Annotated in this window: 24 protein-coding genes and 2 tRNA genes; 9 read left to right on the forward strand and 17 right to left on the reverse strand. The window is 68.3% G+C overall.

What is annotated here, in order from left to right; translation table 11 throughout:
- Nucleotides 1–118: 118 nt before the first annotated feature.
- On the forward strand, nt 119–262 hold the full coding sequence (locus DCN14_RS38055) for a hypothetical protein (protein ID WP_162826210.1): 144 nt from the start codon (nt 119–121) through the stop codon (nt 260–262).
- A gap of 144 nt (nt 263–406) precedes the next feature.
- Complete coding sequence (locus DCN14_RS19810; protein WP_096507558.1) at nt 407–919, forward strand: acyl-CoA thioesterase; 513 nt, start codon at nt 407–409, stop codon at nt 917–919.
- Nucleotides 920–964: 45 nt separating this feature from the next.
- Here the strand turns inward: DCN14_RS19810 and fumC are convergent, their stop codons facing one another.
- From fumC to DCN14_RS19825, 3 genes are all read right to left on the reverse strand, one after another.
- A complete protein-coding gene (gene fumC / locus DCN14_RS19815) occupies nt 965–2,359 on the reverse strand; it encodes a class II fumarate hydratase (RefSeq protein WP_096507557.1) in 1,395 nt (464 codons plus the stop codon).
- A 144-nt stretch (nt 2,360–2,503) separates the two neighbouring features.
- On the reverse strand, nt 2,504–3,892 hold the full coding sequence (norM, locus tag DCN14_RS19820) for a multidrug efflux MATE transporter NorM (protein ID WP_096507556.1): 1,389 nt from the start codon (nt 3,890–3,892) through the stop codon (nt 2,504–2,506).
- Nucleotides 3,893–4,019: 127 nt separating this feature from the next.
- Nucleotides 4,020–4,238, reverse strand: coding sequence for an RNA-binding S4 domain-containing protein (locus tag DCN14_RS19825; RefSeq protein WP_014897685.1), 219 nt, complete (start codon nt 4,236–4,238; stop codon nt 4,020–4,022).
- A 270-nt stretch (nt 4,239–4,508) separates the two neighbouring features.
- On the opposite strand from DCN14_RS19825, the gene DCN14_RS19830 reads away from it, so the two are divergent.
- The gene (locus DCN14_RS19830) at nt 4,509–4,913 is read left to right on the forward strand and encodes a hypothetical protein (RefSeq protein WP_096507555.1); all 405 of its coding nucleotides are present in this window, start codon (nt 4,509–4,511) and stop codon (nt 4,911–4,913) included.
- A gap of 117 nt (nt 4,914–5,030) precedes the next feature.
- Here the strand turns inward: DCN14_RS19830 and DCN14_RS19835 are convergent, their stop codons facing one another.
- The gene (locus tag DCN14_RS19835; RefSeq protein ID WP_096507554.1) at nt 5,031–5,810 is read right to left on the reverse strand and encodes a DUF4088 family protein; all 780 of its coding nucleotides are present in this window, start codon (nt 5,808–5,810) and stop codon (nt 5,031–5,033) included.
- On the opposite strand from DCN14_RS19835, the gene DCN14_RS38060 reads away from it, so the two are divergent.
- Nucleotides 5,809–5,949: a hypothetical protein gene (locus DCN14_RS38060; RefSeq protein ID WP_162826227.1), complete on the forward strand. Its 141-nt coding sequence runs from the start codon at nt 5,809–5,811 to the stop codon at nt 5,947–5,949. The two genes, DCN14_RS19835 and DCN14_RS38060, sit on opposite strands and share 2 nt — an antisense overlap.
- 20 nt (nt 5,950–5,969) lie before the next feature.
- On the opposite strand, the gene DCN14_RS19840 is transcribed toward DCN14_RS38060, so the two are convergent.
- From DCN14_RS19840 to fdxA, 7 genes are all read right to left on the reverse strand, one after another.
- On the reverse strand, nt 5,970–6,308 hold the full coding sequence (locus tag DCN14_RS19840; RefSeq protein WP_096507553.1) for an AzlD domain-containing protein: 339 nt from the start codon (nt 6,306–6,308) through the stop codon (nt 5,970–5,972).
- Nucleotides 6,305–7,072 carry an AzlC family ABC transporter permease gene (locus DCN14_RS19845; RefSeq protein ID WP_096507552.1) on the reverse strand — a complete coding sequence of 256 codons (768 nt, stop codon included), beginning with the start codon at nt 7,070–7,072 and terminating at the stop codon, nt 6,305–6,307. Before DCN14_RS19845 ends, DCN14_RS19840 begins: the two co-directional genes overlap by 4 nt.
- Nucleotides 7,073–7,188: 116 nt before the next feature.
- Nucleotides 7,189–8,091, reverse strand: a complete 903-nt coding sequence (locus DCN14_RS19850) for an AraC family transcriptional regulator (RefSeq protein ID WP_096507551.1) — start codon at nt 8,089–8,091, stop codon at nt 7,189–7,191.
- A gap of 61 nt (nt 8,092–8,152) precedes the next feature.
- On the reverse strand, nt 8,153–8,638 hold the full coding sequence (locus tag DCN14_RS19855) for a CreA family protein (RefSeq protein ID WP_096507550.1): 486 nt from the start codon (nt 8,636–8,638) through the stop codon (nt 8,153–8,155).
- A 107-nt stretch (nt 8,639–8,745) separates the two neighbouring features.
- A tRNA-Asn gene (locus tag DCN14_RS19860) sits at nt 8,746–8,821 on the reverse strand.
- An 84-nt stretch (nt 8,822–8,905) separates the two neighbouring features.
- Nucleotides 8,906–8,981 (reverse strand) — tRNA-Asn (locus DCN14_RS19865).
- Between the two features lie 101 nt (nt 8,982–9,082).
- Nucleotides 9,083–9,406 carry a ferredoxin FdxA gene (fdxA, locus tag DCN14_RS19870; protein WP_059235411.1) on the reverse strand — a complete coding sequence of 108 codons (324 nt, stop codon included), beginning with the start codon at nt 9,404–9,406 and terminating at the stop codon, nt 9,083–9,085.
- A 278-nt stretch (nt 9,407–9,684) separates the two neighbouring features.
- Here fdxA and pncB point away from each other — a divergent pair, with 278 nt between their 5' ends.
- The 5 genes from pncB to rmuC all read left to right on the forward strand — a co-directional run bounded on the left by pncB (nt 9,685) and on the right by rmuC (nt 15,653).
- Nucleotides 9,685–10,884: a nicotinate phosphoribosyltransferase gene (gene pncB, locus DCN14_RS19880; RefSeq protein WP_096507549.1), complete on the forward strand. Its 1,200-nt coding sequence runs from the start codon at nt 9,685–9,687 to the stop codon at nt 10,882–10,884.
- A gap of 86 nt (nt 10,885–10,970) precedes the next feature.
- Entirely contained in the window at nt 10,971–11,633 is a 663-nt protein-coding gene (locus tag DCN14_RS19885) for a lactate utilization protein C (RefSeq protein ID WP_096507548.1), read from the forward strand.
- 43 nt (nt 11,634–11,676) lie between these two features.
- A complete protein-coding gene (locus DCN14_RS19890) occupies nt 11,677–13,107 on the forward strand; it encodes a sodium:proton antiporter (RefSeq protein WP_096507547.1) in 1,431 nt (476 codons plus the stop codon).
- Nucleotides 13,108–13,188: 81 nt separating this feature from the next.
- Nucleotides 13,189–14,178 (forward strand): D-glycerate dehydrogenase, encoded by a 990-nt coding sequence (locus DCN14_RS19895; protein ID WP_096507589.1) that lies wholly within the window; start codon nt 13,189–13,191, stop codon nt 14,176–14,178.
- Nucleotides 14,175–15,653 (forward strand): DNA recombination protein RmuC, encoded by a 1,479-nt coding sequence (gene rmuC, locus DCN14_RS19900; RefSeq protein WP_096507546.1) that lies wholly within the window; start codon nt 14,175–14,177, stop codon nt 15,651–15,653. The genes DCN14_RS19895 and rmuC overlap by 4 nt, the downstream gene beginning before the upstream one ends.
- A gap of 88 nt (nt 15,654–15,741) precedes the next feature.
- Here rmuC and DCN14_RS19905 read toward each other — a convergent pair whose 3' ends face one another.
- From DCN14_RS19905 to DCN14_RS19930, 6 genes are all read right to left on the reverse strand, one after another.
- Nucleotides 15,742–16,227 (reverse strand): GNAT family N-acetyltransferase, encoded by a 486-nt coding sequence (locus DCN14_RS19905; RefSeq protein WP_096507545.1) that lies wholly within the window; start codon nt 16,225–16,227, stop codon nt 15,742–15,744.
- Nucleotides 16,224–16,499: a hypothetical protein gene (locus DCN14_RS19910; protein ID WP_006476519.1), complete on the reverse strand. Its 276-nt coding sequence runs from the start codon at nt 16,497–16,499 to the stop codon at nt 16,224–16,226. The genes DCN14_RS19905 and DCN14_RS19910 overlap by 4 nt, the downstream gene beginning before the upstream one ends.
- Nucleotides 16,500–16,536: 37 nt before the next feature.
- On the reverse strand, nt 16,537–17,832 hold the full coding sequence (gene glp, locus DCN14_RS19915) for a gephyrin-like molybdotransferase Glp (RefSeq protein WP_096507544.1): 1,296 nt from the start codon (nt 17,830–17,832) through the stop codon (nt 16,537–16,539).
- 104 nt (nt 17,833–17,936) lie between these two features.
- Nucleotides 17,937–18,554 carry a molybdenum cofactor guanylyltransferase MobA gene (gene mobA / locus DCN14_RS19920; protein WP_096507543.1) on the reverse strand — a complete coding sequence of 206 codons (618 nt, stop codon included), beginning with the start codon at nt 18,552–18,554 and terminating at the stop codon, nt 17,937–17,939.
- Nucleotides 18,555–18,584: 30 nt separating this feature from the next.
- The gene (moaA, locus tag DCN14_RS19925) at nt 18,585–19,697 is read right to left on the reverse strand and encodes a GTP 3',8-cyclase MoaA (RefSeq protein WP_096507542.1); all 1,113 of its coding nucleotides are present in this window, start codon (nt 19,695–19,697) and stop codon (nt 18,585–18,587) included.
- Nucleotides 19,698–19,840: 143 nt separating this feature from the next.
- The gene (locus tag DCN14_RS19930) at nt 19,841–22,978 is read right to left on the reverse strand and encodes an Rne/Rng family ribonuclease (RefSeq protein WP_096507541.1); all 3,138 of its coding nucleotides are present in this window, start codon (nt 22,976–22,978) and stop codon (nt 19,841–19,843) included.
- Between the last annotated feature and the right edge of the window lie 449 nt (nt 22,979–23,427).

Here is a 23,427-nt window from a genome sequence, read left to right on the forward strand (position 1 = left end):
GTCGGATGCAGTGGGGCGGTGCTGCAGCGTCGCGGCGGGCCGGACTGCGGCCGCCGGCCGTGCACGCGTAGAATGGCCGGACGCGGCGGCAGTGGGCCGCCGGATGCGACGCGATGCAATGATGAAGACGATTTTCTGCCTGTTGGCGGCCGCGCTGGTCTGCGCGGCCTGTGCGCAGGGCGGCGCGGGTGCCGCCGGCGAGCGGGGCGGCAGCCTCGAGATGTACGGGACGATCGATCAGGGAATCACGGTGCGCCGCTGACGCGCACCGGTTTCCGGCGAGCATTCCACGTCAGCGCGCGGTTGTGCGTGCGGCGCCCGCCGCGCGGCGCGTATTGCGACGCGTTGCCGCAGTGCAACGTATAATGCGCCGATTGCAGCGCCCCCGCCGCCTGGAGCCCACAAGATGTCCCGACCGTCCCCCGTACCGGCCGCCCTCGACCGCACCGAAACCGTATTCCGCTTCCTTGCCGAGCCGTCGTCCGTGAATTTCGGCGGCAAGGTGCATGGCGGCGCGCTGATGAAGTGGATCGACGAGGTCGCGTATGCATGCGCGGCGGTCTGGTCGAGCCGCTACTGCGTGACGGTCAGCGTCGGCAACATCCGCTTCCAGCGTCCGATCCTCGTCGGCAACCTCGTCGAACTGAAGGCGCGCGTCGTTGCGACGGGCCGCACCAGCATGCACATCCACGTGTCCGTGCATGCCGGCGATCCGAAGGGCGGCGTGCTGCGTCAGACGACCGATTGCCTCGTCGTGTTCGTCGCGGTCGACGAGAACGGCAACCCGGTGCCGGTGCCGCCGTTCGTGCCCGAGACCGACGAGCAGAAAGTGCTCGCGAAATATGCGGCCGACGTGCGTGCCGCGCTCGACAAGATCGTCGAGATGAAGCCCGAGGAAGTGGCGAAGGGCACGGTCTGACACCCACGGGCGCCGCGCGTTCGCGCCGCGCCCGTCATCGCGTGATTACCGCGATCCGATCATCTGCTCGGGCCGCACCCACGCATCGAATTCCGCTTCGGTCAGGTAACCGAGCGCGAGCGCGGCGGCCTTCAGCGTCGTGCCTTCCTTGTGCGCCTTCTTCGCGATCTGCGCGGCCTTGTCGTAGCCGATGTGCGGGTTGAGCGCCGTCACCAGCATCAGCGATTCGTTCAGCAGCAGGTCGATGCGCGCGCGGTTCGGCTCGATGCCTACCGCGCAGTGGTCGTTGAAGCTCTGCGCGCCGTCGGCGAGCAGCCGCACCGATTGCAGCACGTTGTGCGCGATCATCGGCCGGAACACGTTCAGCTCGAAATTGCCGCTTGCGCCGCCGACGTTGACCGCGACGTCGTTGCCGAACACCTGGCAGCACAGCATCGTCACGGCTTCCGACTGCGTCGGATTCACCTTGCCCGGCATGATCGAGCTGCCCGGCTCGTTTTCCGGAATCGACAGTTCGCCAAGCCCGCAGCGCGGCCCGCTCGCGAGCCAGCGGACGTCGTTCGCGATCTTCATCAGGCTGGCCGCGACGGTCTTCAGCGCGCCGTGCGCGAACACCAGCGCGTCGGCGGCCGCCATCACCTCGAACTTGCTCGGCGCCGTCACGAACGGCAGCTTGGTCAGCCGGCCGATCTCGTCGGCGACGCGCACCGCGAATTCCGGATGCGCGTTCAGCCCGGTGCCGACCGCGGTGCCGCCCAGCGCGAGTTCGTACAGGTGCGGCAGCGTCGATTCGAGGTGCCGGATGCCCTGGTCGAGTTGCGCGACGTAGCCGGAGAATTCCTGGCCGAGCGTGAGCGGCGTCGCGTCCTGCAGGTGCGTGCGGCCGATCTTCACGATGTCGGCGAATGCCTTCGACTTCGCATCGAGCGTCGCGCGCAGCGTGCGCAGCGCGGGCAGCAGGTGATTGACGATCGCGTACGCGGCGGCGATGTGCATCGCGGTCGGGAACACGTCGTTCGACGACTGGCCGCGGTTCACGTCGTCGTTCGGGTGCACCTTGCGCGCTTCGCCGCGCTCGCCGCCCATCAGCTCGCTCGCGCGGTTCGCGATCACCTCGTTGAGGTTCATGTTGGTCTGCGTGCCGGAGCCCGTCTGCCATACGGCGAGCGGGAATTCGCGCGGATGCTTGCCCGCGATGATTTCGTCGGCCGTGTCGATGATCGCGCGCGCCTTGTCGTCGGCGAGCACGCCGAGCGACTGGTTCACCGCGGCTGCCGCGCGCTTGACGATCGCGAGCGCGTGGATCAGCTCGGGCGACTGCTTCTCCGTCGAGATCCGGAAATTCTGCAGCGAGCGCTCGGTCTGCGCGCCCCAGAGCCGGTCGGCCGGCACGGCGATCTCGCCGAACGTGTCGCGTTCCATCCGAACTGCTTCGTTCATGATGCACTCCTCCTGGAAAAGGGAAAGGCCGCGCGTCGCGCGGCGTCTGGCGTATCGTGGGGCAGTCGCGCCGCCTGGACGGCGGCGTTCTGGATCTTCAACCGACAAGCATAGCGCTGGCGGCGATTTCGCGTCGTGTCGCGCTCAGCGCGTCGCCGCGATGAGCGACGCGCTTTTCAGATGGAAGCGCCATGCCATCAGCACGGCGACGCTCGCGAGGCCGGCCGCGAGCCCCCACCACAGGCCGCGGGCCCCGAGGCCCGCGTGGAATGCCAGCCAGTAGCCGGTCGGGAAGCCGATTCCCCAGTAGCCGAAAGTCGCCGCGAGCATCGGGATGCGCGTGTCCTTCAACCCGCGCAACGCGCCGGATGCGACGGTCTGCATGCCGTCGACGATCTGGAACACCGCGGCGATGCCGAGCAGCGACGCGGCGAGCGACACCGTGCCGACGTTCGACGGATCGTCGAGGTGCAGGTACAGGCCGACGATCGCATGCGGTGCGACGATCAGCACGAGACCGGACAGCGACATGAACGCGACGCCGAGGCCGAGCGCGACGAAGCCCGCGTGCCGCGCGGCGACCGGCGCACCGGCGCCGACCCAGTAGCCGACCCGCACGTTGGCGGCCTGGCCGATCGCGAGCGGCACCATGAACGCCACCGACGCGACGTTCAGCGCGATCTGGTGCGCGGCAAGCGAGGTCGCGCCGAGCACGCCGATGGTCAGGCCCGTCGCGAGAAAGAGCGTCGATTCGACCCCGTACGTGATCGCCACCGGCCAGCCGATGCCGATCAGCTCGCCCATCACCGGCAGCTTCGGGCGCGCGGCGGTCACGAAATGGCGGAACCGCTGGCGGCCGTGCAGCAGCCAGATCAGCGCGAGCGCCGTGAGCCAGATCGTGATCGTCGTCGCGACCGCCGAACCGAGGAAGCCCAGCCGCGGCAACCCGAAGGCGCCGTGGATCAGTCCGTAGTTCAGCACGCCGTTGATGCCGACGCCGCCGATCGACACCCACAGCAGCCGCCGCGCGGCGCCGATCGCGGGCAGGAACGCGCGCATCAGCCCGACGCCGATGAGGCTGCCGAGCGCCGCGAAACGCAGGATGCCGGTGTACTCGCCGACGTGATGCGCGAGCAGCGGCGGCTCGTGGAACATCAGCAGGATCGGTTCGGACAGCGACAGCGCGACGATCGCCGGAATCGCGAGCAGCACGGACAGTACGAAGCCGGTCCAGTAGATGTGCGGCACCCGGTGTTCGGCCTGCGCGCCGCGCGCATGCGCGACGCTCACGCTCACCGACGACAGCACGCCCTGCAGCACGGTCACGATGACAAAGAAGAAGTTTGCGCCGAGGCCGCCGGCCGCGAGCGAATCGGGGCCGAGCGAGCCGAGCAGCACCGTGTCGGTGACGCTCATCGCCATCTGCGAGAGTTGCGCGATCGCAAGCGGGGCGGCGAGGCGCGCGGTATCGGCGGCATGACTGGACAGGGACGGCGGCGCGGCGGCCGTCCGCGTAAGACCGGAATGCGACATGGAATGGGCGCTCGCGCAGGTGCGGGCCCGCGCTGCCTGTATTTATTTTGAGAGACGGCTAGCTTACGGCTTTATTGAAACCGTGTCGAACGCGCGCCGATGGCCATGTCGAGGTCAGGGGGAACCGCTATGCGTCGTGGACCGCGATCCGCGTGTCGCCGAACAGCACGACCTGACCCGCGCGGATCTTGCAGGTCTTGCGCAGCTCGACCGCGCCGTCGACTTTCACCGCGCCGGACGCGACGAACATCTTCGCGGTGCCGCCGCTGTCCGCGAGGCCGGTGATCTTGAGGAGGTTGTGCAGCTCGACGTATTCGCCGGTCAGCGTGAAATCCAGGTTGGGCATGACGAAAGGGGTGCGCAATGCGCGGGAGGAGTCGCCTCGCATCATACGGCACCGGGGGCCGGCACGCGAGCGCGGACGGCCGCGGCCCGCAGTTGTTAAGGACTGTGAGCCATTCGTCAGCAAATGAAACGGTGGGTAACAGTCTGAGAGATTCGAGAACCGGCCGTGCGGCCCGCGGGTCTTTCGTCGTACCTGCTGCATGTTGCGGCAGGGGACGCGACGGATCGCATCGATGCGATCCGCGCCAACAACTTCTTGAGGAGGATTGTCATGTCCAAGATTCGTACGATGCTGATCGGTGCCGCGCTGACGGCGTTCGCCACTTCGGCCGCATTCGCGCAGACGGGCGTCGCGACCCAGGGCAGCGCGGGAGCCGGCGTGCAGGCACAGGCGCCGGCCGCGGGTGTCGGGGCAGGCGTGCAAGGCGGTGCCGGCGCGAACGCATCGGGCAATGCGTCGGGCGGCGCGACCGACGCGCTCGGCACGGCAGCCGACGGCGCGAAGGATACGGCTGCGTCGTCGGTTCACTCGGCCAAGAAGCACGCGAAGCATGCGGCGAAGTCGGCCAAGCACCATGCCGGTACGGCCAAGTCGAAGGTGGGTGACGCAGCGGCCGAAGGCGGTGCGGCGGCAGACGTGCAGGGCGGTGCATCGGCCCAGGGCGCCACGCAGTAAGCGGTGCCCCGTCGCCGCGCGATGCTCGCCCCGGACGGCGCATCGCGACGGCGGTGATCCGGCGGCCCGGTTCGCATTGCGCGGCCCGGGCCGTTTTTCATGCGCCGGCGCGGGCCGTTATGGCCGGCGCTGGTCCGGCCCCGGGCCGGGCGCACGCCGCGCGGCGGCGGCCGGCGCAAACACGCTGCGCAACCATCCGGCAAGCCGCGCGAAGACGTCATATGGCTCGTCGACGAAGATCTCGGGCTTCAGGAGCCGCATGTACTCCATGATCTGCTGCGCTTCCTGTTTCTGGAACGAGCCGTGCGAGAGGCCGAGCCGCAGCAGCCCGCGCAGTTCGCCGAGCTTGTCGCGCGCCGCGCTGCCGACGCTCATCTCGCACGCGAGCTTCGCCTCGTAGATGCGCTGCCGCAGCGACTCCGCGAGCCGCCACGCGGGCGTCTGCATCATCTCCTCGAGTGTCTGGATGTCGTGCACCGCGCTCTTGATCTGTGCGGCGAGCGGGTCGACGAGCGATGCGTCGCTCTGCGCCTCGGCGACGATCGCCTTGGCCCAGTCGCGGCAGGCCTTCGCGAGCTCGTCCGGCGTCCATTCGGAGCGCGACGCGAAACCGAAGCCGAATTCGCCGGCCTGCCGCATCAGGATCGCGACGACGTCCGGGAACTCCTTGTCGAGGGTGCGCTTTGCCCACGCGTACTGGCCGCCCTCGAGCATCCGCTGTACCGCGTGCTCGGTCAGCGGCACCATGTTGTCGAGCAGCTTGGCGCGCAGGAAATCCTCGAACGACGGCGTCGCGAACTGCGGGTCGAGCTTCAGCGATACGCGCACGAACGCATCGTAGTCCTTGCGCAGTGACGCAAGGGTGTCGTCCTTGATGGAAAGGGTGATCTGGCCCATGAATCGTCTCGATGGCGGCCCGCGCGGGCAGGTCGCCGGCATCACGCACCAGGACGGGCGCAGCGTCGACGGACCGGTTCGCGCCGAGGCCGATGGCGGGTCTTCATTCCCTATATCGGCGCGCCGCACGCAAACTTGAGCGCGACCGGCGAAGCGCGCTTACGCCGGCAGCCAGTGCGGCATCACGATCCCTTGCCAGAAGAAGAACACCGCGAGCCCGACCGCGATCGTCAGGAGCGGCCGGCGCGTCGTTGCCGATACGAGCACGGCGGCGAGCGCGCCGACGAGCTGCGGATTGCGCCAGGTCAGTTCGGCCGTGCCGCCGTGCGGCGAGACGACCATCGGCACGATGATCGCGGTCAGCACGGTGACGGGCACGAAGCCGAGCGCGGTCCGCACGAGCGGCGGAAAGGTCAGCCGCTCGCCGAACAGGAACAGCGTCGTCCGGATCGCATAGGTGATGACGGCCATCCCGAGGATCAGCAACGCGTAGCTCACGATGCGGCCTCCGTGCGCGAACCGGTGCGCGAGCGTGCGTGCAGCAGCGTGAGCGCGACGCCGACCGCGACGCCGGCGGCCACGGCGCCGAGCAGCCCGAGCTTGTACGGCCAGCCCTGCCAGAAGTACGCGAGCGTGCCGGCCGTCGCGGCGGCCGCGAAATAGCGCAGCGTGCCGAGTTGCGGGACGACGATCGCGATGAAGGTCGCCGCCATCGCGAAATCGAGCCCGAGCGACTGGAGGCCCGGGAACGCGGCGCCGAAGCCGATGCCCGCGAGCGTCCAGACCTGCCAGTTCAGGTACATCGCGAGGCCCGAGCCGAAGAAGTAGTACGGGCCGATCGCACCGGGCGGGAAGTGCCGGTAGTGCGCATAGGCGACCGCGAACACCTCGTCGGTCATCAGCGCGCCGAGCGTTGCGCGCCAGCGCAGCGGCAGGTGCGCGACGTACGGCGCGAGCGTCGCGCTGTACAGCAGGTGACGCAGGTTCACGATCAGCGTCGTCGCGAGCACGACGACGAAGCTCGCGCTGCCGGCGATCAGGCCGAGCGCGATGAATTGCGCGGAGCCGGCGAACACGACGAGCGACATCAGCGCGCCGTGCCAGGCGGCGAGCGGGCCGCCGCCGACGAGCGTGCCGAAGATCACGCCGAACGGTGCCGCGCCGACCATCATCGGGATCGTGTCGCGTGCGCCGTCGAGCCATTCGTTCAGCGGACGGCGGGGTGGGGGCGAGGGTACGGGGTTCAAGGGGCGCTTCTCCATGAGTCGGAGGATAGCGGGCCGGCGCCGTGACGGCTTGTATGTTCTTGCGCCCGCCGATGTCGGCGGTGCGATGTGCTGGCACGGTTTCCCGTGCCGGCGAAGCGCGAAAGCGTGCGTCAGCGGGCCTGCCAGCGCCCGGGCGGCACGCCGAACATCCGTTTGAAGTGTCGCGTGAAGTGGCTCTGGTCGACGAAGCCGCTTGCCGCTGCGACATCGGTGACGGGCACGCCCGCGCGCAACGGCGCAAGCGCGCGCTGCAGCCGCAACTGGTTGCGCCACGCATGCGGCGGCATCCCGGTCGTACGGGTGAACAGACGCGCTGCGTGGAACGACGACAGGCCGGCTGCCTGCGCGACATCGTCGAGCGTCACCGTGCACGTGAGATCGGCCGCGAGCCGTTCGCGCATCGCGTCGACGCGCGGCTCGTCTGCCGCGAGCACCGCCGGTTGCAGCCGCGCGTCGGCGTGGCGCGCGATCAGGGTCGACAGCGCGTCGAGCATCGCGGTTTCGGCGGCGAGCGGGTCGTACGCGCGCGGCGCGCCGGGAGCGGGACCGGCGGCGGCCGCCGGCCCGTGCGCGCCGGATGGCGGCATGGGTTCGCTGCCGGCTTCCATCATCCGGTGCGCGAGCGCGAGGCGCGCCGCGAGATCGGGGTCGCGGATCACGCCGGACGGGAACCACGGCGCATCTTGCGGGCGACCCGCGATCGCGCTCGCGAGTGCGCGGATATAGTCGACCGGCACGTAGCTGACGCGATAGCACCAGCCCTCGTCGGTCGCGCGCGAGCCCGTGTGCACTTCGCCGGGATTGATCACCGGCACGGTGCCCGTTTCGGCGACATGGCCGCTGCCGCGACAGGTGTAGCGCTCCGCGCCCTCGAGGATCACAGGAATCGTGTACGCGTCGTGCCAGTGCGGCGCGAACGTATGATCGCGATAGGTGGCCGTGAGCAGATCCGCATCCGGCAGCAGCGGCGTGCGCCAGTAGCGTGCGGAATCCGGAAGGCGGGTGGCGGACATGGTCGGGCGCGGGAACGGTCGAATCGACAGTGTATCGCTCGCGCGACCGGCAGGCGCGGGCTTACTTGACCGGGATCGTTGTGCCGGCCGGCATCGGCACCGCGGTGACGGCATTCTTCGGGCTGCCGCTGACGATGCGGTCGCTGTAGGTCAGGTAGACGAGCGTGTTGCGCTTCTTGTCGACCACGCGTACGACGTGCAGCGTCTTGAAGATGAACGACATGCGCTCGCTGAACACGTCGGTCTGCTGCTTGAGCGGCTCCTTGAAGCTGAGCGGGCCGACCTGCCGGCAGGCGATCGACGCTTCGCTCGGATCTTCCGCGACGCCGAGCGTGCCCTTGATGCCGCCGGTGCGCGCGCGCGACACGTAGCAGGTCACGCCGCTCACGAGCGGATCGTCGTACGCTTCGACGACCACGCGATCGGAGCCCGTCACGCGGAAATGAGTGTTGACGCTGCCGACTTCCTCCGCGTGCGCGAGCGGGGCGGCGGCAAGGGCGAAAAAGAGAAGGGCGAACGGCGTGGCGGAAAGGAGGCGGTGCTTCATCGACGGAACCGGATGCGAATGCGGGACAGAGACTCTAGCATGCGCGGCGGTGGCCGACGGGCGCCGAAAAGACAAAAGGCCCGTCGAATGACGGGCCTTTCATTGTCTGGCTCCCCGACCTGGGCTCGAACCAGGGACCTACGGATTAACAGTCCGGCGCTCTACCGACTGAGCTATCGGGGAATAAATCGGTATATCTGCGTGTTGGGTTCCCAACAAAGGGTTTCCAACAAAAAACCCGTCCACTTTCAACGGGCTTTGTGTTTTTGGCTCCCCGACCTGGGCTCGAACCAGGGACCTACGGATTAACAGTCCGGCGCTCTACCGACTGAGCTATCGGGGAACAAACAACAACAGCAGAGAAACGAGATTGTATGGAGTGTTCGCTAACCTGTCAATACTTTTGGGCCGCGGCGCACAAAAAAATTCGACGCCGCTGCGCGATCAGCGCTCGAGCAGGTGCAGCTTCTCTTGCACGTCCTTCCACTCGTCCGCGTCGGCCGGCGCCGGCTTGGTCTTCGTGATCGACGGCCAGCCCTTCGCCAGCTCGGCGTTCAGCTCGGTGAACTGCTGCTGGTCGCCCGGAACGTCTTCTTCGGCATAGATCGCATTGGTCGGGCACTCGGCGACGCACACGGCGCAGTCGATGCACTCGTCCGGATCGATGGCGAGAAAGTTGGGACCTTCACGGAAGCAATCCACCGGGCACACATCCACGCAATCCGTGTATTTGCACTTGATGCAGCCTTCGGTCACAACGTGAGTCATTAAAACGCTCCTGCTTGGCGGTATATATGGGGTGGCGTTTGCGCCAAAAGCGGCATTGTAACTGAAGCGCAAAACCCGCATGACGTGGTCGGCTTTCCGGCTTATATCGTTTCGTGATTAGTTTATGGCGTCGGGCGGCGGCAGAAGGCGCCCGACCGACGGCGGCGGGCGGGGAGGGGTTTCACGATGGTCCGGCACGCATTCGGGTAACATGGCCGACAGACCGGGCGGCGCGCGGTGCGCCGGGGCCCGGTCACGATATCGGCGGTACCGCAATCATGATCATCACTTCGCTGCTCGACACGGATCTCTACAAGTTCACGATGATGCAGGTCGTCCTGCATCACTTTCCTGCCGCAAACGTCGAATACCGGTTTCGGTGCCGCACGCCCGGCGTCGATCTCGTGCCGTATATCGACGAGATCCGCGACGAGGTGCGCGGCCTCTGTTCGCTGCGCTTCACCGACGACGAGCTCGACTACCTGCGGCGCATGCGCTTCATCAAGAGCGACTTCGTCGACTTCCTGGCGCTGTTCCACCTGAACGAGAAGTACATCTCGATCACGCCTTCGCCGAAGGGCAACGGCGAGATCGACATCGAGATCGTGGGGCCGTGGCTGCACACGATCCTGTTCGAGATCCCGGTGCTGGCGATCGTCAACGAAGTCTATTTCCGCAACACGCAGCGCGAGCCCGACTATCGCGAAGGCCGCGAGCGGCTGCGCGAGAAGGTCAAGCTGCTCGGCGCGAAGCCGGAGTTCGCCGACTGCAAGATCGCCGACTACGGCACGCGCCGGCGCTTCTCGAAGGTGTGGCACGAGGAGGTCGCGCTGACGCTGCGCGACGGGCTCGGGCCGCAATTCGCGGGCACGAGCAACGTGTTCTACGCGATGAAGCACGACCTGACGCCGCTCGGCACGATGGCGCACGAATACCTGCAGGCATGCCAGGCGCTCGGCCCGCGGCTGCGCGATTCGCAGACCTACGGTTTCGAGATGTGGGCGAAGGAATATCGCGGCGACCTCGGGATCGCCCTGTCGGACGTCTACGGGATGGACGCGTTCCTGAACGACTTCGACATGTACTTCTGCAAGCTGTTCGACGGCGCGCGTCACGATTCGGGCGATCCGTTCGACTGGGGCGAGCGCATGCTGCGTCACTACGAAGCGAACCGCTGCGACCCGCGCACCAAGGTGCTCGTGTTCTCGGACGCGCTCGACATCCCGAAGGTCATGCAGCTGTACGAACGGTTCCGCAGCCGCTGCAAGCTCGCGTTCGGCGTCGGCACCAACCTCACGAACGATCTCGGCTACGTGCCGCTGCAGATCGTGATCAAGATGGTTCGCTGCAACGGGCAGCCGGTCGCCAAGCTGTCGGATTCGCCGGGCAAGAGCATGTGCGACGACAAGGCGTATCTCGCCTACCTGCGCCAGGTGTTCGGTATCGCGCAACCGGCCGACGACGACGCGTCGAAGTAGGCGTCGGCCGAACGGGCAGGTGCGTCGCGGCGAGGGCCGCCGGTATAATCCGACGGTATCGCACGCCAACGTCACGAGGACCGTTCATGGACACTTCCGCTGCCCGTCGCCAGATCCTCGCGCGCATTCGCGCGGCGCAGGGACGCACGGGCGAACCCGATGCAACGGAGCGCGAAGGCGTCGCCGACTATCTCGCCCGTCATCCCGAGGGGCCGCGTCCGCCGATGCCGGCCGACCTCGTTGCCGCGTTCGTCGACGAAGCGGCGCGTTTGTCGACGACAGTCGACGAAGTCGCGACGCTCGCCGACGCGCCCGCCGCCGCCGCCCGCTATCTTTCCGCTCACGGCCTGCCGATGCAGGCCGTCGCATGGCGCACGCTGTCCGATCTCGACTGGGCCGGCGCCGGCCTGTCGGTCGAGTGCCGCAAGCCGCGCGACGGCGATCTCGTCGGCCTGACGGGCTGCTTCTGCGCGACCGCCGAAACGGGGTCGCTGGTGCTGCTTTCCGGCCCCGACACCTACGCATCGGCCGGTCTCCTGCCGGAAACGCACATCGCGATCGTGCCGGCGTCGCGGATCGTCGCCGGTCATGAAGACGCATTCGCGCTGATTCGCGCGGAGCGGGGCGAATTGCCGCGCGCGGTCAATTTCGTATCGGGCCCGTCGCGCACCGGCGACATCGAGCAGACCATCGTGCTGGGCGCACACGGCCCGTACCGCGTTCACGCGATCGTCGTGCGGGGCGCATGACGCGTCCGCTGCATCCACTGCCATTCATACAAGGAAGTTCTGCATGAAACGACATGCCGCCTGGGCGGGCATGGCGTCGGGAGCCGCGCTTGGCGCCGTTCCCGCGCTCGCATCGGCCGCCACGCTCGACGGTGCCGCGCTGTCCGCGCTCTGGGGCATCCCGTTCGCCGGGATCCTGCTGTCCATCGCGGTGTTCCCGCTCGTCGCTCCGGTGTTCTGGCATCACCACTTCGGCAAGATCGCCGCCGCGTGGGCCGTCGCGTTCCTGGCGCCGTTTGCGTTCGCGTTCGGCGCGGGCACCGCGTTCGGTACGTTGGTGCATGCGCTGCTCGAGGAGTACATCCCGTTCATCGTGCTGCTGACCGCGCTTTACACGGTGGCCGGCGGCATCTGCGTGAACGGCAACCTGCACGGCACGCCGAAGCTGAACACGGCGATCCTCGCGCTCGGCACGCTGCTCGCGAGCGTGATGGGCACGACGGGCGCCGCCATGCTGCTGATCCGGCCGCTGCTGCGCGCGAACGACAACCGCAAGCACGTCGTGCATGTCGTGATCTTCTTCATCTTCCTCGTCGCGAACGCGGGCGGCTCGCTGTCGCCGCTCGGTGATCCGCCGCTGTTCCTCGGTTTCCTGAACGGCGTGAGCTTCTTCTGGACGACCACGCATCTTGCGCTGCCGATGCTGTTCATCTGTGCGGTGCTGCTGACGCTGTTCTTCGTGCTCGACACGTATTTCTACCGCAAGGGCGGCGAGGAGCGGCCGGCCGCGCTCGATCCGACGCCCGACGGCGCCGCGCTGTCGATCGACGGCAAGATCAACTTCGCGCTGCTCGCGGCCGTGATCGGCCTCGTGCTGATGAGCGGTATCTGGAAGCCGGGCGTCACGTTCGACGTGTGGGGCACGCACGTCGCGCTGCAGAATCTCGTGCGCGACGTCGCGCTCGTCGTCGTGGCGCTCGCGTCGCTCGCGCTGACGCCGCGTTCGGCGCGCGAGGGCAACGCGTTCAACTGGGCGCCGATCGAAGAGGTCGCGAAGCTGTTCGCGGGGATCTTCGTGACGATCGCGCCCGTGATCGTGATCCTGCGCGCGGGTGCGGACGGCGCGTTCGCGCAGATCGTCCATCTCGTCACGGGCCCCGACGGCAAGCCGATCGACGCGATGTACTTCTGGGCGACCGGCCTGCTGTCGTCGTTCCTCGACAACGCACCGACCTACCTCGTGTTCTTCAACCTCGCGGGCGGCGACGCGCAGTCGCTGATGACGACCGGCGCGACGACGCTCGCCGCGATTTCCGCGGGGGCCGTATTCATGGGCGCGAACAGCTACATCGGCAATGCGCCGAACTTCATGGTGAAGGCGATCGCGGAATCGCGCGGCGTGAAGATGCCGAGCTTCTTTGCGTATCTCGGCTGGTCGCTGGTCGTCCTGGTGCCGGTGTTCCTGCTGACGTCGTGGATCTTTTTCACGGCGTAGGCTGACGATTTTCAACCAAGCGCGGGCGGTCCCGGCGGCACACGGCGTGCCGCGTTCCGGCTGCGGCATGTGGAGATGACGATGCAGAAGATCCTGGTCGCACGTCCGATTTTTCCGGACGTGATCGAGCGGCTCAAGCAGTATTTCGAAGTCGACTGGAACAACGGCGACGCGCTCGCCCCCGATGCGCTCGCCGCGCGTCTTGCCGACAAGGACGGCGCGCTGACGGCCGGCGACCCGGTCGGCGCGGCCGTGCTCGCGGCGGCGCCGCGCTTGCGCGTCGTGTCGAACATGGCAGTCGGCTACAACAACTTCGACATGGCCGCGTTCAACGCGGCGAATGTGCTCGGCACCAACACGCCCGACGTGCTGAACGAGTCGACCGCGGATTTCGGCTGGGCGCTGATGATGGCCGCTGCACGGCGAATCGCCGAATCCGAGCACTGGCTGCGGGCCGGGCACTGGCAGAAGTGGGCGTACGACGGCTTCCTCGGCAGCGACATTTACGGGTCGACGCTGGGTGTCATCGGGATGGGGCGTATCGGCCAGGCGCTCGCGCGCCGTGCGCGCGGTTTCGGGATGCAGGTGATCTATCACAACCGCTCGCGGGTCGCGCCCGAAATCGAGACCGAACTGAATGCCGAATACGTGTCGAAGGATGCGTTGCTGTCGCGTGCCGATCACGTCGTGCTGGTGCTGCCGTATACGAAGGAGAACCATCACACGATCGGCGCGGCCGAACTCGCGAAGATGAAGCCCACCGCGACGCTGACCAACATCGCGCGCGGCGGCATCGTCGACGACGCGGCGCTGGCCGTTGCGCTGCGCAACGGGACGATCGCCGCAGCAGGCCTGGACGTGTATGAAGGCGAGCCGAGCGTGCATCCGGCGCTGCTCGAGGTGCCGAACGTCGTGCTGACGCCGCACATCGCGAGCGCGACGGAAAAAACGCGCCGCGCGATGGCGAACCTCGCCGCCGACAACCTGATTGCCGCACTGGGCGAAGGGCCGCGAGCGGGTCAGCCGCCGAATCCGATCAACCCGGATGTGATGGGGAAGCCGCGCGCATGACGACGACGTTGTTGCTGGCGGCGGTCGTCGTGCTGGCCGTCGCGCTGACGGTGGCGGTCGTCGTGATCGTGCGCGGCGGTGGAAGTCACGACGATGCAGCCGTGCTCGGCGACCAGATCGAGGACGCCGCGCACGCGCAGGCGCGCGCGGTCGAGCGGCTCGAACGCGAGTTGCGCGGCGAGATCGTCGAGAGCGCGCGCGGCTCGCGTACCGAGCTGGCTGGCAATTTTTCGCAGCTTCAGCAGACGCTCGCGACGCAGCTGACGAGCATCGCGACCGTGCAGAACAACCAGATCGAGGGGTTCGCGCAGCAGCTCGGCAAGCTCGTCGCCGGCAACGCGCAGCAGTTCGACGCGATGCGTGAAAGCGTGCAGCGCCAGGCGCAGCAGGCGCGCGAAGAGCAGACGGTCGCGCTGCGGCTGTTCGGCGACACGCTGAACCGGCAGCTCACGCAGCTGACCGAAGCAAACGACCGCCGGATCGGCGAAGTGCGCGCGACGCTCGAACAGCGGCTGAAGGAAATCGAGACGAACAACGCGGCGAAGCTCGAGGAGATGCGCCGCACCGTCGACGAGAAGCTGCATGCGACGCTCGAACAGCGGCTCGGCGAATCGTTCAAGCTCGTGTCGGACCGGCTCGAGCAGGTGCACCGCGGGCTCGGCGAGATGCAGACGCTGGCGGCCGGTGTCGGCGACCTGAAGAAAGTGCTGACCAACGTGAAGACGCGCGGCACGTGGGGCGAGGTGCAGCTCGAGGCGCTGCTCGAACAGATGCTCACGCCGGATCAGTACGCGAAGAACGTCGCGACGGTGCCCAAGAGCAGCGAGCGCGTCGAGTTCGCGATCCGGCTGCCGGGGCGCGAGGGCGGCACGCGCGACGCGCCGCCGGTGTGGCTGCCGATCGATGCGAAATTCCCGCGTGAGGATTACGAGCGGCTGATCGATGCGCAGGAGCGTGCCGATTCGGCGGCGGTCGAGGAAGCGGCCCGCGCGCTCGAAGCGCGCGTGCGGATGGAGGCGCGCACGATCGCCGAAAAGTACGTCGCGCCGCCGCATACGACCGATTTCGCGTTGCTGTTCCTGCCGACCGAGGGGCTCTATGCGGAGATCCTGCGTCGCCCGGGGCTGACGGACCTGCTGCAGCGCGACTATCGCGTGACGGTGGCCGGGCCGACGACGCTGACCGCGCTGCTGAACAGCCTGCAGATGGGGTTCCGCACGCTCGCGATCGAGCAGCGCTCGAGCGAAGTGTGGCAGGTGCTCGGCGCGGTGAAGACCGAGTTCGGCAAGTTCGGCGACGTGCTCGCGCGCACGAAGGCGCAGCTCGAAACGGTCACGCGCTCGATCGAGGCGGCCGAGCAGCGTACCCGCGTGATGAACCGCAAGCTGAAGCAGGTCGAGGCGTTGCCGGGCGACACGGCGGCCGGGCTGCTCGGGGCGGAAGGCGCGGACGGCGCCGATGCGGACGATGCATGACGTGTCTGGCCGCAGCCGGCTGGAACGAAAACGGGCGCTGAGGCGCCCGTTTCTTTTTGCAGCGGCGCCCGGCATGGCCGGGCCGCGCTCAGCTACCGGCGAGCGTGTCCAGCGCGTCGCCCGTCACGCGCACGATGCGCCATTCCGGCAGCACGGTCGCGCCCATTTTCTCGTAGAAGTCGATCGCCGGCTGGTTCCAGTCGAGCACCGACCACTCGAAGCGACCGCAGCGACGCTCGACGGCCAGCGCCGCGAGGTGCCGCAGCATCGCGGTGCCGAGACCCGTGCCGCGCTGCGACGGCTGCACGTACAGATCCTCGAGATAGAGGCCGCGACGGCCGAGGAACGTCGAATAGTTGTGGAAGAACAGCGCATACGCGACGATCGCGCCGTCGCGCTCCGCCACCAGCGCTTCGGCAGCGGGCCGTTCGCCGAACAGCGCGTCGGCGAGATCGGCGTCGGTCGCGACGAACAGGTGCGCGAGTTTCTCGAAGTCGGCCAGCTCGCGCATCAGCGCGAGGATCGCGCCAACGTCACGGGCGTCGGCCGCCCGGATCAGCGGCGCGCCGCTCATGCTTCCTCCGGCGGATCGGACAGCACGATCTCGATGCCGCCGAAGCGCGATGCGACCCAGTTGTACGCGTGGCATGCGATCCACAGCAGCACGAAGCCGAGGATCGCGTTCAGCAGCAGTGCGCTCAGGATCGTGCTCAGCTCGACCATCCCGTAGCGGATGTACGCGACCAGAATGCCCAGCAGCACGATCGGCACGCTGAACGTCAGATAGACGAGGATCAGCGCCTTTGCGGTCTGCCCCGCGGCGATCGACGAGATTTGTTTTTTCATGTGCGGATTGCCCCCGTAGAGATATACCGATTGGAATTCAGATCAGGCCGTCGAGCGGCAGGATGTCGACCGGGGCGCCCGCGTCGACTGCCGCGGTATCGTGGCCCAGGACGATGAAACAGTTGGCGGCCGCGAGGCCGCTCAGCGACGCGGAGCTCTGCGAACCGGCCGGCGCGACGTGCCACTGGCCGTTGGCGCTGCGCGTCGCGATGGCCCGCAGGTACTCGGTGCGGCCAGGGCGCTTTTTCAGTGCCTGCGTGCTGAGTGCCGTGTACATCGCCGGTGCCGCCGCGTGCGCACCGGCCAGCGTCAGCAGCGCGGGGCGCACGATGGCGTAGAACGTCACGGCGGATGCGACCGGATTGCCGGGCAGCCCGAAGAACAGCACGTGGCCGGCGCCGTCGGCCGCGCGCGAGAGCGTGCCGCACGCGAGCGGCCGGCCGGGCCGCAGTGCGAGGCTCGCGAACGTGACGTCGCCGAGGCGCGCCATCACGTCGCGCGTGAAGTCGGCTTCGCCGACCGACATGCCGCCCGACGTGATTACCGCGTCGGCCTGTGCGGCGACCGCGTCGCTTAACGCGCGTTCGAGCGCGGCTGGATCGTCGCGGACGATCCCGAGATCGACGGCATCGATGTGCAGCCGTTCGAGCATCGCGACCAGCATCCCGCGATTGCTGTCGTACAGCGTGCCGCGGCCGAGCGGCTCGCCGGGTTCGCGCAGTTCGTCGCCGGTCGAGAACACGGCGACGCGCACGCGGCGGCGCACCGTGACTTCGGTCAGACCGAACGATGCCAGCAGGCCGAGATCGGACGGACGCAGGATGCGGCCGGCGGCGAGCGCGCACGCGCCGCGCGCGAGGTCCTCACCGGCCTTGCGGCAGTTTGCGCCGCGCGCGGCGTCGTGCGCGGCGAAGCGGACGACGTCACCGTCGACCCGAACGCGTTCCTGCGGAATGACCGTGTCGCATCCGGCCGGCATCGGCGCGCCGGTCATGATGCGGATGCACGCCCCGGCCGCCACGGCGCCGTCGAACGGATGGCCGGCGAACGCGGTGCCGGCGATCGTCAGCGTGACGTCGCCGGGCGACGCGGACGCGCTTGCGCTGCCGGCGAACGCATAGCCGTCCATCGCCGAGTTGTCGTATGCGGGAATGTCGAACGGCGCATTCACGTCGGCCGCGAGCACGCGGTCGAGCGCATCGTGCAGCGATACCGTGTCGCAAGCATCGACCGGCACCGCGAAACGGCACGCGAGCGCCTGCGCGTCGGCGAGCGACAGCGGGGCATCGGAATCGGGTGCGGTTCGGGAAACGGGCGGGGGTTGCTTGATCATCAGTCGGACTGCGCCGCAAGGCGTATCGGGTTCGTGGCCGGTGGCGCGAAGAGGGCGCCTGAGCGCGCAGGCGCATGCGGCGGGCGGGAACGATGCCGGCGCCGTCAGCGGCGGGCGAGCGCGGCGAGTTCCTGCCAGGAGTTGGCATTGTAAAACGCACGCTCGTCGCGAAACTCGACTTCGACCGTCTTGTGGCGTGCGTACCACGCACGCACCTTGCGCTCGCCGGCGGCGAGCCCGGCAGCGAGATCGTCGGCGAGCGACGTGCGCAGCAGCGCGAAGGTCGGTTGCGGCGAGCGCGTTTGCTGCGCGTCGACGGTTACCGCCATCGCGATGTCGGCGCGTTGCGCGTCGAGCGCCGCACGCAATTGCGCGACGAGGTCGGTCGGCAAATACGGCGTGTCGCAGGGCGAGCACGCGACGAGCGGCGTGCGTGCCGCCCGCATGCCGGCAAGCAGGCCCGCGAGCGGGCCGGGGAAATCGGGTGTTGCGTCCGGCACGATGCGCGCGTCGAACGGTGCGCCGAGCTCGGCGTAGCGATCGGCATTGCGATTGGCGCTGATCAGCGTCTCGTCGACCTGCGGCGACAGCCGGCGCAGCACGTGCAGCGCGAGCGGCGTACCGTCGAGCAACTGCAGGCCCTTGTCGGCGCCGCCCATGCGCGTCGCGCGCCCGCCTGCGAGCAGCAGGCCGGTGATGGCGGGCGAGTCGGAAGCGGGCATCGTCGGGAAAATCGGGGACGGGCGGCGCGGTCAGCCGCCGATGTAGGACATTTCGACACGCTTGCCGTCGCCGTAGGGGGCGACGTCGCCGGCCGCGCTGCCGCGCAACTGCGAATAGCGGTCGGTGCGGGCCTGCCAGATCCGGGCAATCGCGGTCGCGATCTCGGCGTCGCTGGCGCCGCCGCGCACCAGCGCGCGCAGATCGTGGCCTCCCGACGCGAACAGGCACAGGTACAGCTTGCCTTCGGTCGACAGCCGCGCGCGCGTGCAGTCGCCGCAGAATGCCTGCGTGACGCTCGAGATCACGCCGATTTCGCCGCCGCCGTCCGCATAGCCCCAGCGCTGTGCGGTTTCGGCCGCCGTGTGCGGCTCGAGCGGCACCAGCGGGAACCGTTCGGCGATCCGCGCGATGACGTCCGCGGACGGCAGCACTTCGGTCATGTTCCAGCCGTTCGATGTGCCGACATCCATGTATTCGATGAAGCGCAGGATCACGCCCGTGCCGCGGAAGCGCTCGGCCATCGGCAGGATCTCGCCGTCGTTGGTGCCGCGCTTCACGACCATGTTGACCTTTACCGGCGCGAGGCCCGCGGCCTGCGCGGCGAAGATGCCGTCGAGGACGTCGGCGCTCGCGAAGTCGGCGTCGTTCATGCGTTTGAACAGCGTGTCGTCGAGCGCGTCGAGGCTGACCGTCACGCGCGTGAGCCCGGCGTCCTTCAGCGCGCGCGCCTTGCGGGCGAGCAGCGAGCCGTTGGTCGTCAGCGTCAGGTCGAGCGGGCGACCGTCGTGGGTCGTCAGGCGCGCGAGGCGCTCGATCAGGAATTCGAGGTTCTTGCGCAGCAGCGGCTCGCCGCCCGTGATGCGGATTTTTTCGACGCCGTGTGCGACGAAGAGCCGCGCCACGCGCTCGATCTCTTCGTGCGTGAGCAGCGCGCTGTGCGGCAGGAACGGGTAGTCCTTGTCGAACACGTCGCGCGGCATGCAGTACACGCAGCGGAAGTTGCAGCGATCCGTCACCGAAATGCGCAGATCGCGCAACGGCCTGGCGAACGTGTCGGCCAGGGCGCCGTCAGGGGTGTGCGGGACGCCGGAGATATCCGGCATCCCGCTGACGTCGGCGAGAGGAATGATGCGTCGGGACATGTTGAAAGAAGTGCGAGCCAGACCTCTATTTTAGCCGCAAGCGGCTGGCCGGGCCGGTGGGCGGAAACCCGCAGCGCGGAAATGAAAAAGCCCGCCGGAGGCGGGCTCGGAGGCGGGCTTTTTCTGGTCGGGCGCTGCGCCGCTTAGCGGTGCGACGTTTCAACCTGCTGCATCGGGGTCGAGTCGGCCGGCGGCAGCGTCTTGCGTTCGCGCGGCACGCGGGCGGCACGCGGCAGATGCGAGGCGGCTTCCTGCGCAGCGCGGAACTTGTCGGCGTCCGTGTTCACCCACACGAGGCCGGCCTGTTCCAGCACGACATCGAGGCTCGCCGAAGCGGGCGCTGCGGCGGCTTGCGCGGGGGTCGGAGCCGGTTCCGGTGCGGGAACCGCTTCGACCGGTGCGGCTTCGACATGAACCGGTTCGACATGCGCCGGCTCGACAACTGCCGGAGCGACAGTTACCGGTTCGACAGCTGCCGGGGCGACTTCGGCTGCAACGACCGGTGCCGGTGCGGGCTGCTCGACGGGCGCGGACTGCGGCGCTTCGACGGCAGCCGGTGCGGCCGGCACTTCGAACGCGTCGGTCGGCGAAACCGCGACCGGAGCCGGGCCGGCTTCCTCAGCGGCGGCCGGCGCGACCGGTGCCGGTTCGGCGGCCTGGGCGACCACGGCGGGCTCGACCGGAGCGACCGGCGTCGCCTCGACGCGAATCGGTGCCGGTTGCGGCTCGACCGCGGCCGGTGCTGCCGGTTCGGCATGCTGCTCGACTGCTGCTTCGGCAACGACGGCGCCTGCCGCGGCAACGGCGGCCACGGCGACCGGTGCGGCCGTATGGGCCGGCTCGATCGAGGGCGACGCTTCCGTCGTCACGGCTTGCTCGGCGGTTTCACCGTGCATGCCCTGGTCGACGACTGCGCCTTCGTCCTCGCGCTCGCGGCGACCGCCACGGCGGCCGCGGCGGCGGCGGCGACGTTCCTCGCCGTCACGTGCGCCGGCTTCCGCATCGGCAGCCACATCGGCGCCCGGCAGGGCGGTTGCGGCTGCTTCGTCGGCTTCCGACTCCGGGTGGTTCTCGCCACGGGTGACGGTTTCGAGCGTGGCCGCATGCTGCGTCGGCTTGCGGCGTTCGCCGCGTTCGCGACGCTCGCCACGGCCGGCTGCGTCGGCGGCTTCCGGCTGCTCGGCGCGTTCGCGCGGCTCACGGTTCTCGCGCGGTTCACGCGGTTCGCGGTTTTCACGCGGCTCGCGCGGTTCGCGGCCTTCACGCGGGCCACGGCCCTCGCGAGCTTCGCGGTTTTCACGCGGTTCACGGCCTTCGCGCGGTTCACGCGGCTCGCGGACTTCCTTGCCTTCGCGTTCCTGGCGTTGCGGCTGGCCGCGGCCTGCCGCAGCCTGGTCGCGACCACCCTGAGCCTGCTGGGCGCCGCCGCGACGGTTGCGATTGCGATCGCCGCCGCGCTGGTCCGACTTCTCGGTCCGCTCGCGGGCCGGGCGGGCAGCCTGTTCCTTCACCGGTGCCGGTGCAACCGGCGCGGGTGCCGGAGCCGGCGACATGCCGAACAAACCCTTCAGCCAGCCGATGAAGCCGCCGCTTGCCACGGCGACCGGTGCCGGTGCCGCAACCGGCTCGGCCGGGCGCTGGGGTGCCGGGCTCGGCGCCGGACGCTCGGGCGTGATGCCCTTGACCGCCGCTTCCTGCTTCGGCTTCACGTCGGCTGTGCGCTTGCTGTAGCCGGTTTCCGACTCCAGCTCGCGGGCGGCTTCCTCGGCCATCTTCCAGGACGCGCGCGGATCGTCGAGGCGTGCATCGTCATGGCGCAGGCGCTCGAGCTTGTAGTGCGGCGTATCGAGGTGCTTGTTCGGGATCAGCACGATGCCGACCTTGAAGCGCGACTCGATCTTGTTGATTTCCTGACGTTTTTCGTTGAGCAGGAAGGCGGTCACCTCGACCGGCACCTGGCAGTGGATCGCCGCGGTGTTTTCCTTCATCGCTTCTTCCTGAATGATCCGCAGGACCTGCAGCGCGGACGATTCAGTGTCGCGGATGTGGCCGGTGCCGTTACAGCGCGGGCACGTCACGTGGCTGCCTTCCGACAGGGCCGGGCGCAGACGCTGGCGCGACAGTTCCATCAGGCCGAAGCGCGAGATCTTGCCCATCTGCACGCGGGCGCGGTCATGCTTGAGCGCGTCCTTCAGGCGTTGCTCGACTTCGCGCTGGCTCTTGGCCGACTCCATGTCGATGAAGTCGATCACGATCAGGCCGCCGAGGTCGCGCAGGCGCAGCTGGCGGGCCACTTCGTCCGCCGCTTCGAGGTTCGTGCGGGTTGCCGTTTCCTCGATGTCGGCGCCCTTGGTGGCGCGCGCCGAGTTCACGTCGATCGCGACGAGCGCTTCGGTGTGGTCGATCACGATCGCGCCGCCCGACGGCAGCGGTACCGTGCGCGAGTACGCGGTTTCGATCTGGTGCTCGATCTGGAAGCGCGAGAAGAGCGGCACGTCGTCGTGGTAGCGCTTCACCTTCGACACGTTGTCCGGCATCACGATGTCCATGAACGCACGGGCCTGATCGTGGATCTCAGTCGTGTCGATCAGGATTTCGCCGATATCGGGCTGGAAATAGTCCCGGATCGCGCGGATCACGAGGCTCGATTCCAGATAGATCAGCATCGGCTGGCCGGAATTGCCGCTTTGCGACGCCGCTTCGATCGCGCGCCACAGTTGCAGCAGGTAGTTCAGGTCCCACTGCAGTTCCTCGGCGCTGCGGCCGATGCCCGCGGTACGGGCGATCATGCTCATGCCGTCGGGAATCTGCAGCTGCGCCATGGTTTCGCGCAGTTCCTGGCGTTCGTCGCCTTCGATCCGGCGCGACACGCCGCCGCCGCGCGGGTTGTTCGGCATCAGCACCAGATAACGGCCGGCGAGCGAGATGAACGTCGTCAGGGCGGCGCCCTTGTTGCCGCGTTCTTCCTTCTCGACCTGGACGATCAGCTCCTGGCCTTCGCGCAGGGCATCCTGAATGCGCGCGGAGCGCATGTCGATGCCTTCCTTGAAGTACTGGCGGGCGACTTCCTTGAACGGCAGGAAGCCGTGGCGGTCTTCGCCGTAGTTGACGAAGCACGCTTCGAGCGACGGCTCGATACGGGTGATGACACCTTTGTAGATATTGCCTTTGCGCTGTTCGCGCCCGGCGGTCTCGATGTCGATGTCGATGAGCTTTTGCCCATCGACGATGGCGACGCGCAGCTCCTCCTGCTGCGTCGCATTGAACAGCATGCGTTTCATGAACGACTCCAGGCGACTCTGCTGCCGGCGCCTCGCGGTTGTCAGCCGCGAGGGCGGAAACGGCGGCAGGCCGCACCTTGTTGTGTTGTCACAAGCACGCTGGAGCGGGAAGGATGGCGGGGAGAATTGCCTGAAGAGGCGCTTGGGCCCGAAAGACGGGGCCGGCGGCCATAGGGCACCTGCGAACACGGCTTCAAAGCACGGCGTCCACACACCGCACGCTGCAAAAGCGCGCTAAGCCTGATACCGGCATTGCCACGGGGCGCGCGCAATGCGTCGCGCGCGCCGACGGGCGGCAGATGCTGCGGCTTGGGCCGCAGCGGGGAGTATCGAATCCAGCCCGACTTTCCCGCCTGGGGTGTACTTCCCTGGTTTGACGTCGCCAAGCCCCGCACGCTTCGCGGGGCCAAATCGGGCGCAACGCCGTAATTTTCGCAACCGGCAGCCTG

It is taken from the genome of Burkholderia sp. IDO3, from assembly GCF_003366075.1.
GTDB lineage: Bacteria > Pseudomonadota > Gammaproteobacteria > Burkholderiales > Burkholderiaceae > Burkholderia > Burkholderia anthina.

Bases quoted from the DNA above. Each gene is read 5' to 3' on its own strand.
- DCN14_RS38055 (WP_162826210.1), top strand. From the start codon at position 119: ATGATGAAGACGATTTTCTGCCTGTTGGCGGCCGCGCTGGTCTGCGCG.
- DCN14_RS19810 (WP_096507558.1), top strand. From the start codon at position 407: ATGTCCCGACCGTCCCCCGTACCGGCCGCCCTCGACCGCACCGAAACC.
- fumC (WP_096507557.1), bottom strand. From the start codon at position 2,359: ATGAACGAAGCAGTTCGGATGGAACGCGACACGTTCGGCGAGATCGCC.
- norM (WP_096507556.1), bottom strand. From the start codon at position 3,892: ATGTCGCATTCCGGTCTTACGCGGACGGCCGCCGCGCCGCCGTCCCTG.
- DCN14_RS19825 (WP_014897685.1), bottom strand. From the start codon at position 4,238: ATGCCCAACCTGGATTTCACGCTGACCGGCGAATACGTCGAGCTGCAC.
- DCN14_RS19830 (WP_096507555.1), top strand. From the start codon at position 4,509: ATGTCCAAGATTCGTACGATGCTGATCGGTGCCGCGCTGACGGCGTTC.
- DCN14_RS38060 (WP_162826227.1), top strand. From the start codon at position 5,809: ATGAATCGTCTCGATGGCGGCCCGCGCGGGCAGGTCGCCGGCATCACG.
- DCN14_RS19835 (WP_096507554.1), bottom strand. From the start codon at position 5,810: ATGGGCCAGATCACCCTTTCCATCAAGGACGACACCCTTGCGTCACTG.
- DCN14_RS19845 (WP_096507552.1), bottom strand. From the start codon at position 7,072: ATGGAGAAGCGCCCCTTGAACCCCGTACCCTCGCCCCCACCCCGCCGT.
- DCN14_RS19850 (WP_096507551.1), bottom strand. From the start codon at position 8,091: ATGTCCGCCACCCGCCTTCCGGATTCCGCACGCTACTGGCGCACGCCG.
- DCN14_RS19855 (WP_096507550.1), bottom strand. From the start codon at position 8,638: ATGAAGCACCGCCTCCTTTCCGCCACGCCGTTCGCCCTTCTCTTTTTC.
- fdxA (WP_059235411.1), bottom strand. From the start codon at position 9,406: ATGACTCACGTTGTGACCGAAGGCTGCATCAAGTGCAAATACACGGAT.
- pncB (WP_096507549.1), top strand. From the start codon at position 9,685: ATGATCATCACTTCGCTGCTCGACACGGATCTCTACAAGTTCACGATG.
- DCN14_RS19885 (WP_096507548.1), top strand. From the start codon at position 10,971: ATGGACACTTCCGCTGCCCGTCGCCAGATCCTCGCGCGCATTCGCGCG.
- DCN14_RS19890 (WP_096507547.1), top strand. From the start codon at position 11,677: ATGAAACGACATGCCGCCTGGGCGGGCATGGCGTCGGGAGCCGCGCTT.
- DCN14_RS19895 (WP_096507589.1), top strand. From the start codon at position 13,189: ATGCAGAAGATCCTGGTCGCACGTCCGATTTTTCCGGACGTGATCGAG.
- rmuC (WP_096507546.1), top strand. From the start codon at position 14,175: ATGACGACGACGTTGTTGCTGGCGGCGGTCGTCGTGCTGGCCGTCGCG.
- DCN14_RS19905 (WP_096507545.1), bottom strand. From the start codon at position 16,227: ATGAGCGGCGCGCCGCTGATCCGGGCGGCCGACGCCCGTGACGTTGGC.
- DCN14_RS19910 (WP_006476519.1), bottom strand. From the start codon at position 16,499: ATGAAAAAACAAATCTCGTCGATCGCCGCGGGGCAGACCGCAAAGGCG.
- glp (WP_096507544.1), bottom strand. From the start codon at position 17,832: ATGATCAAGCAACCCCCGCCCGTTTCCCGAACCGCACCCGATTCCGAT.
- mobA (WP_096507543.1), bottom strand. From the start codon at position 18,554: ATGCCCGCTTCCGACTCGCCCGCCATCACCGGCCTGCTGCTCGCAGGC.
- moaA (WP_096507542.1), bottom strand. From the start codon at position 19,697: ATGTCCCGACGCATCATTCCTCTCGCCGACGTCAGCGGGATGCCGGAT.
- DCN14_RS19930 (WP_096507541.1), bottom strand. From the start codon at position 22,978: ATGAAACGCATGCTGTTCAATGCGACGCAGCAGGAGGAGCTGCGCGTC.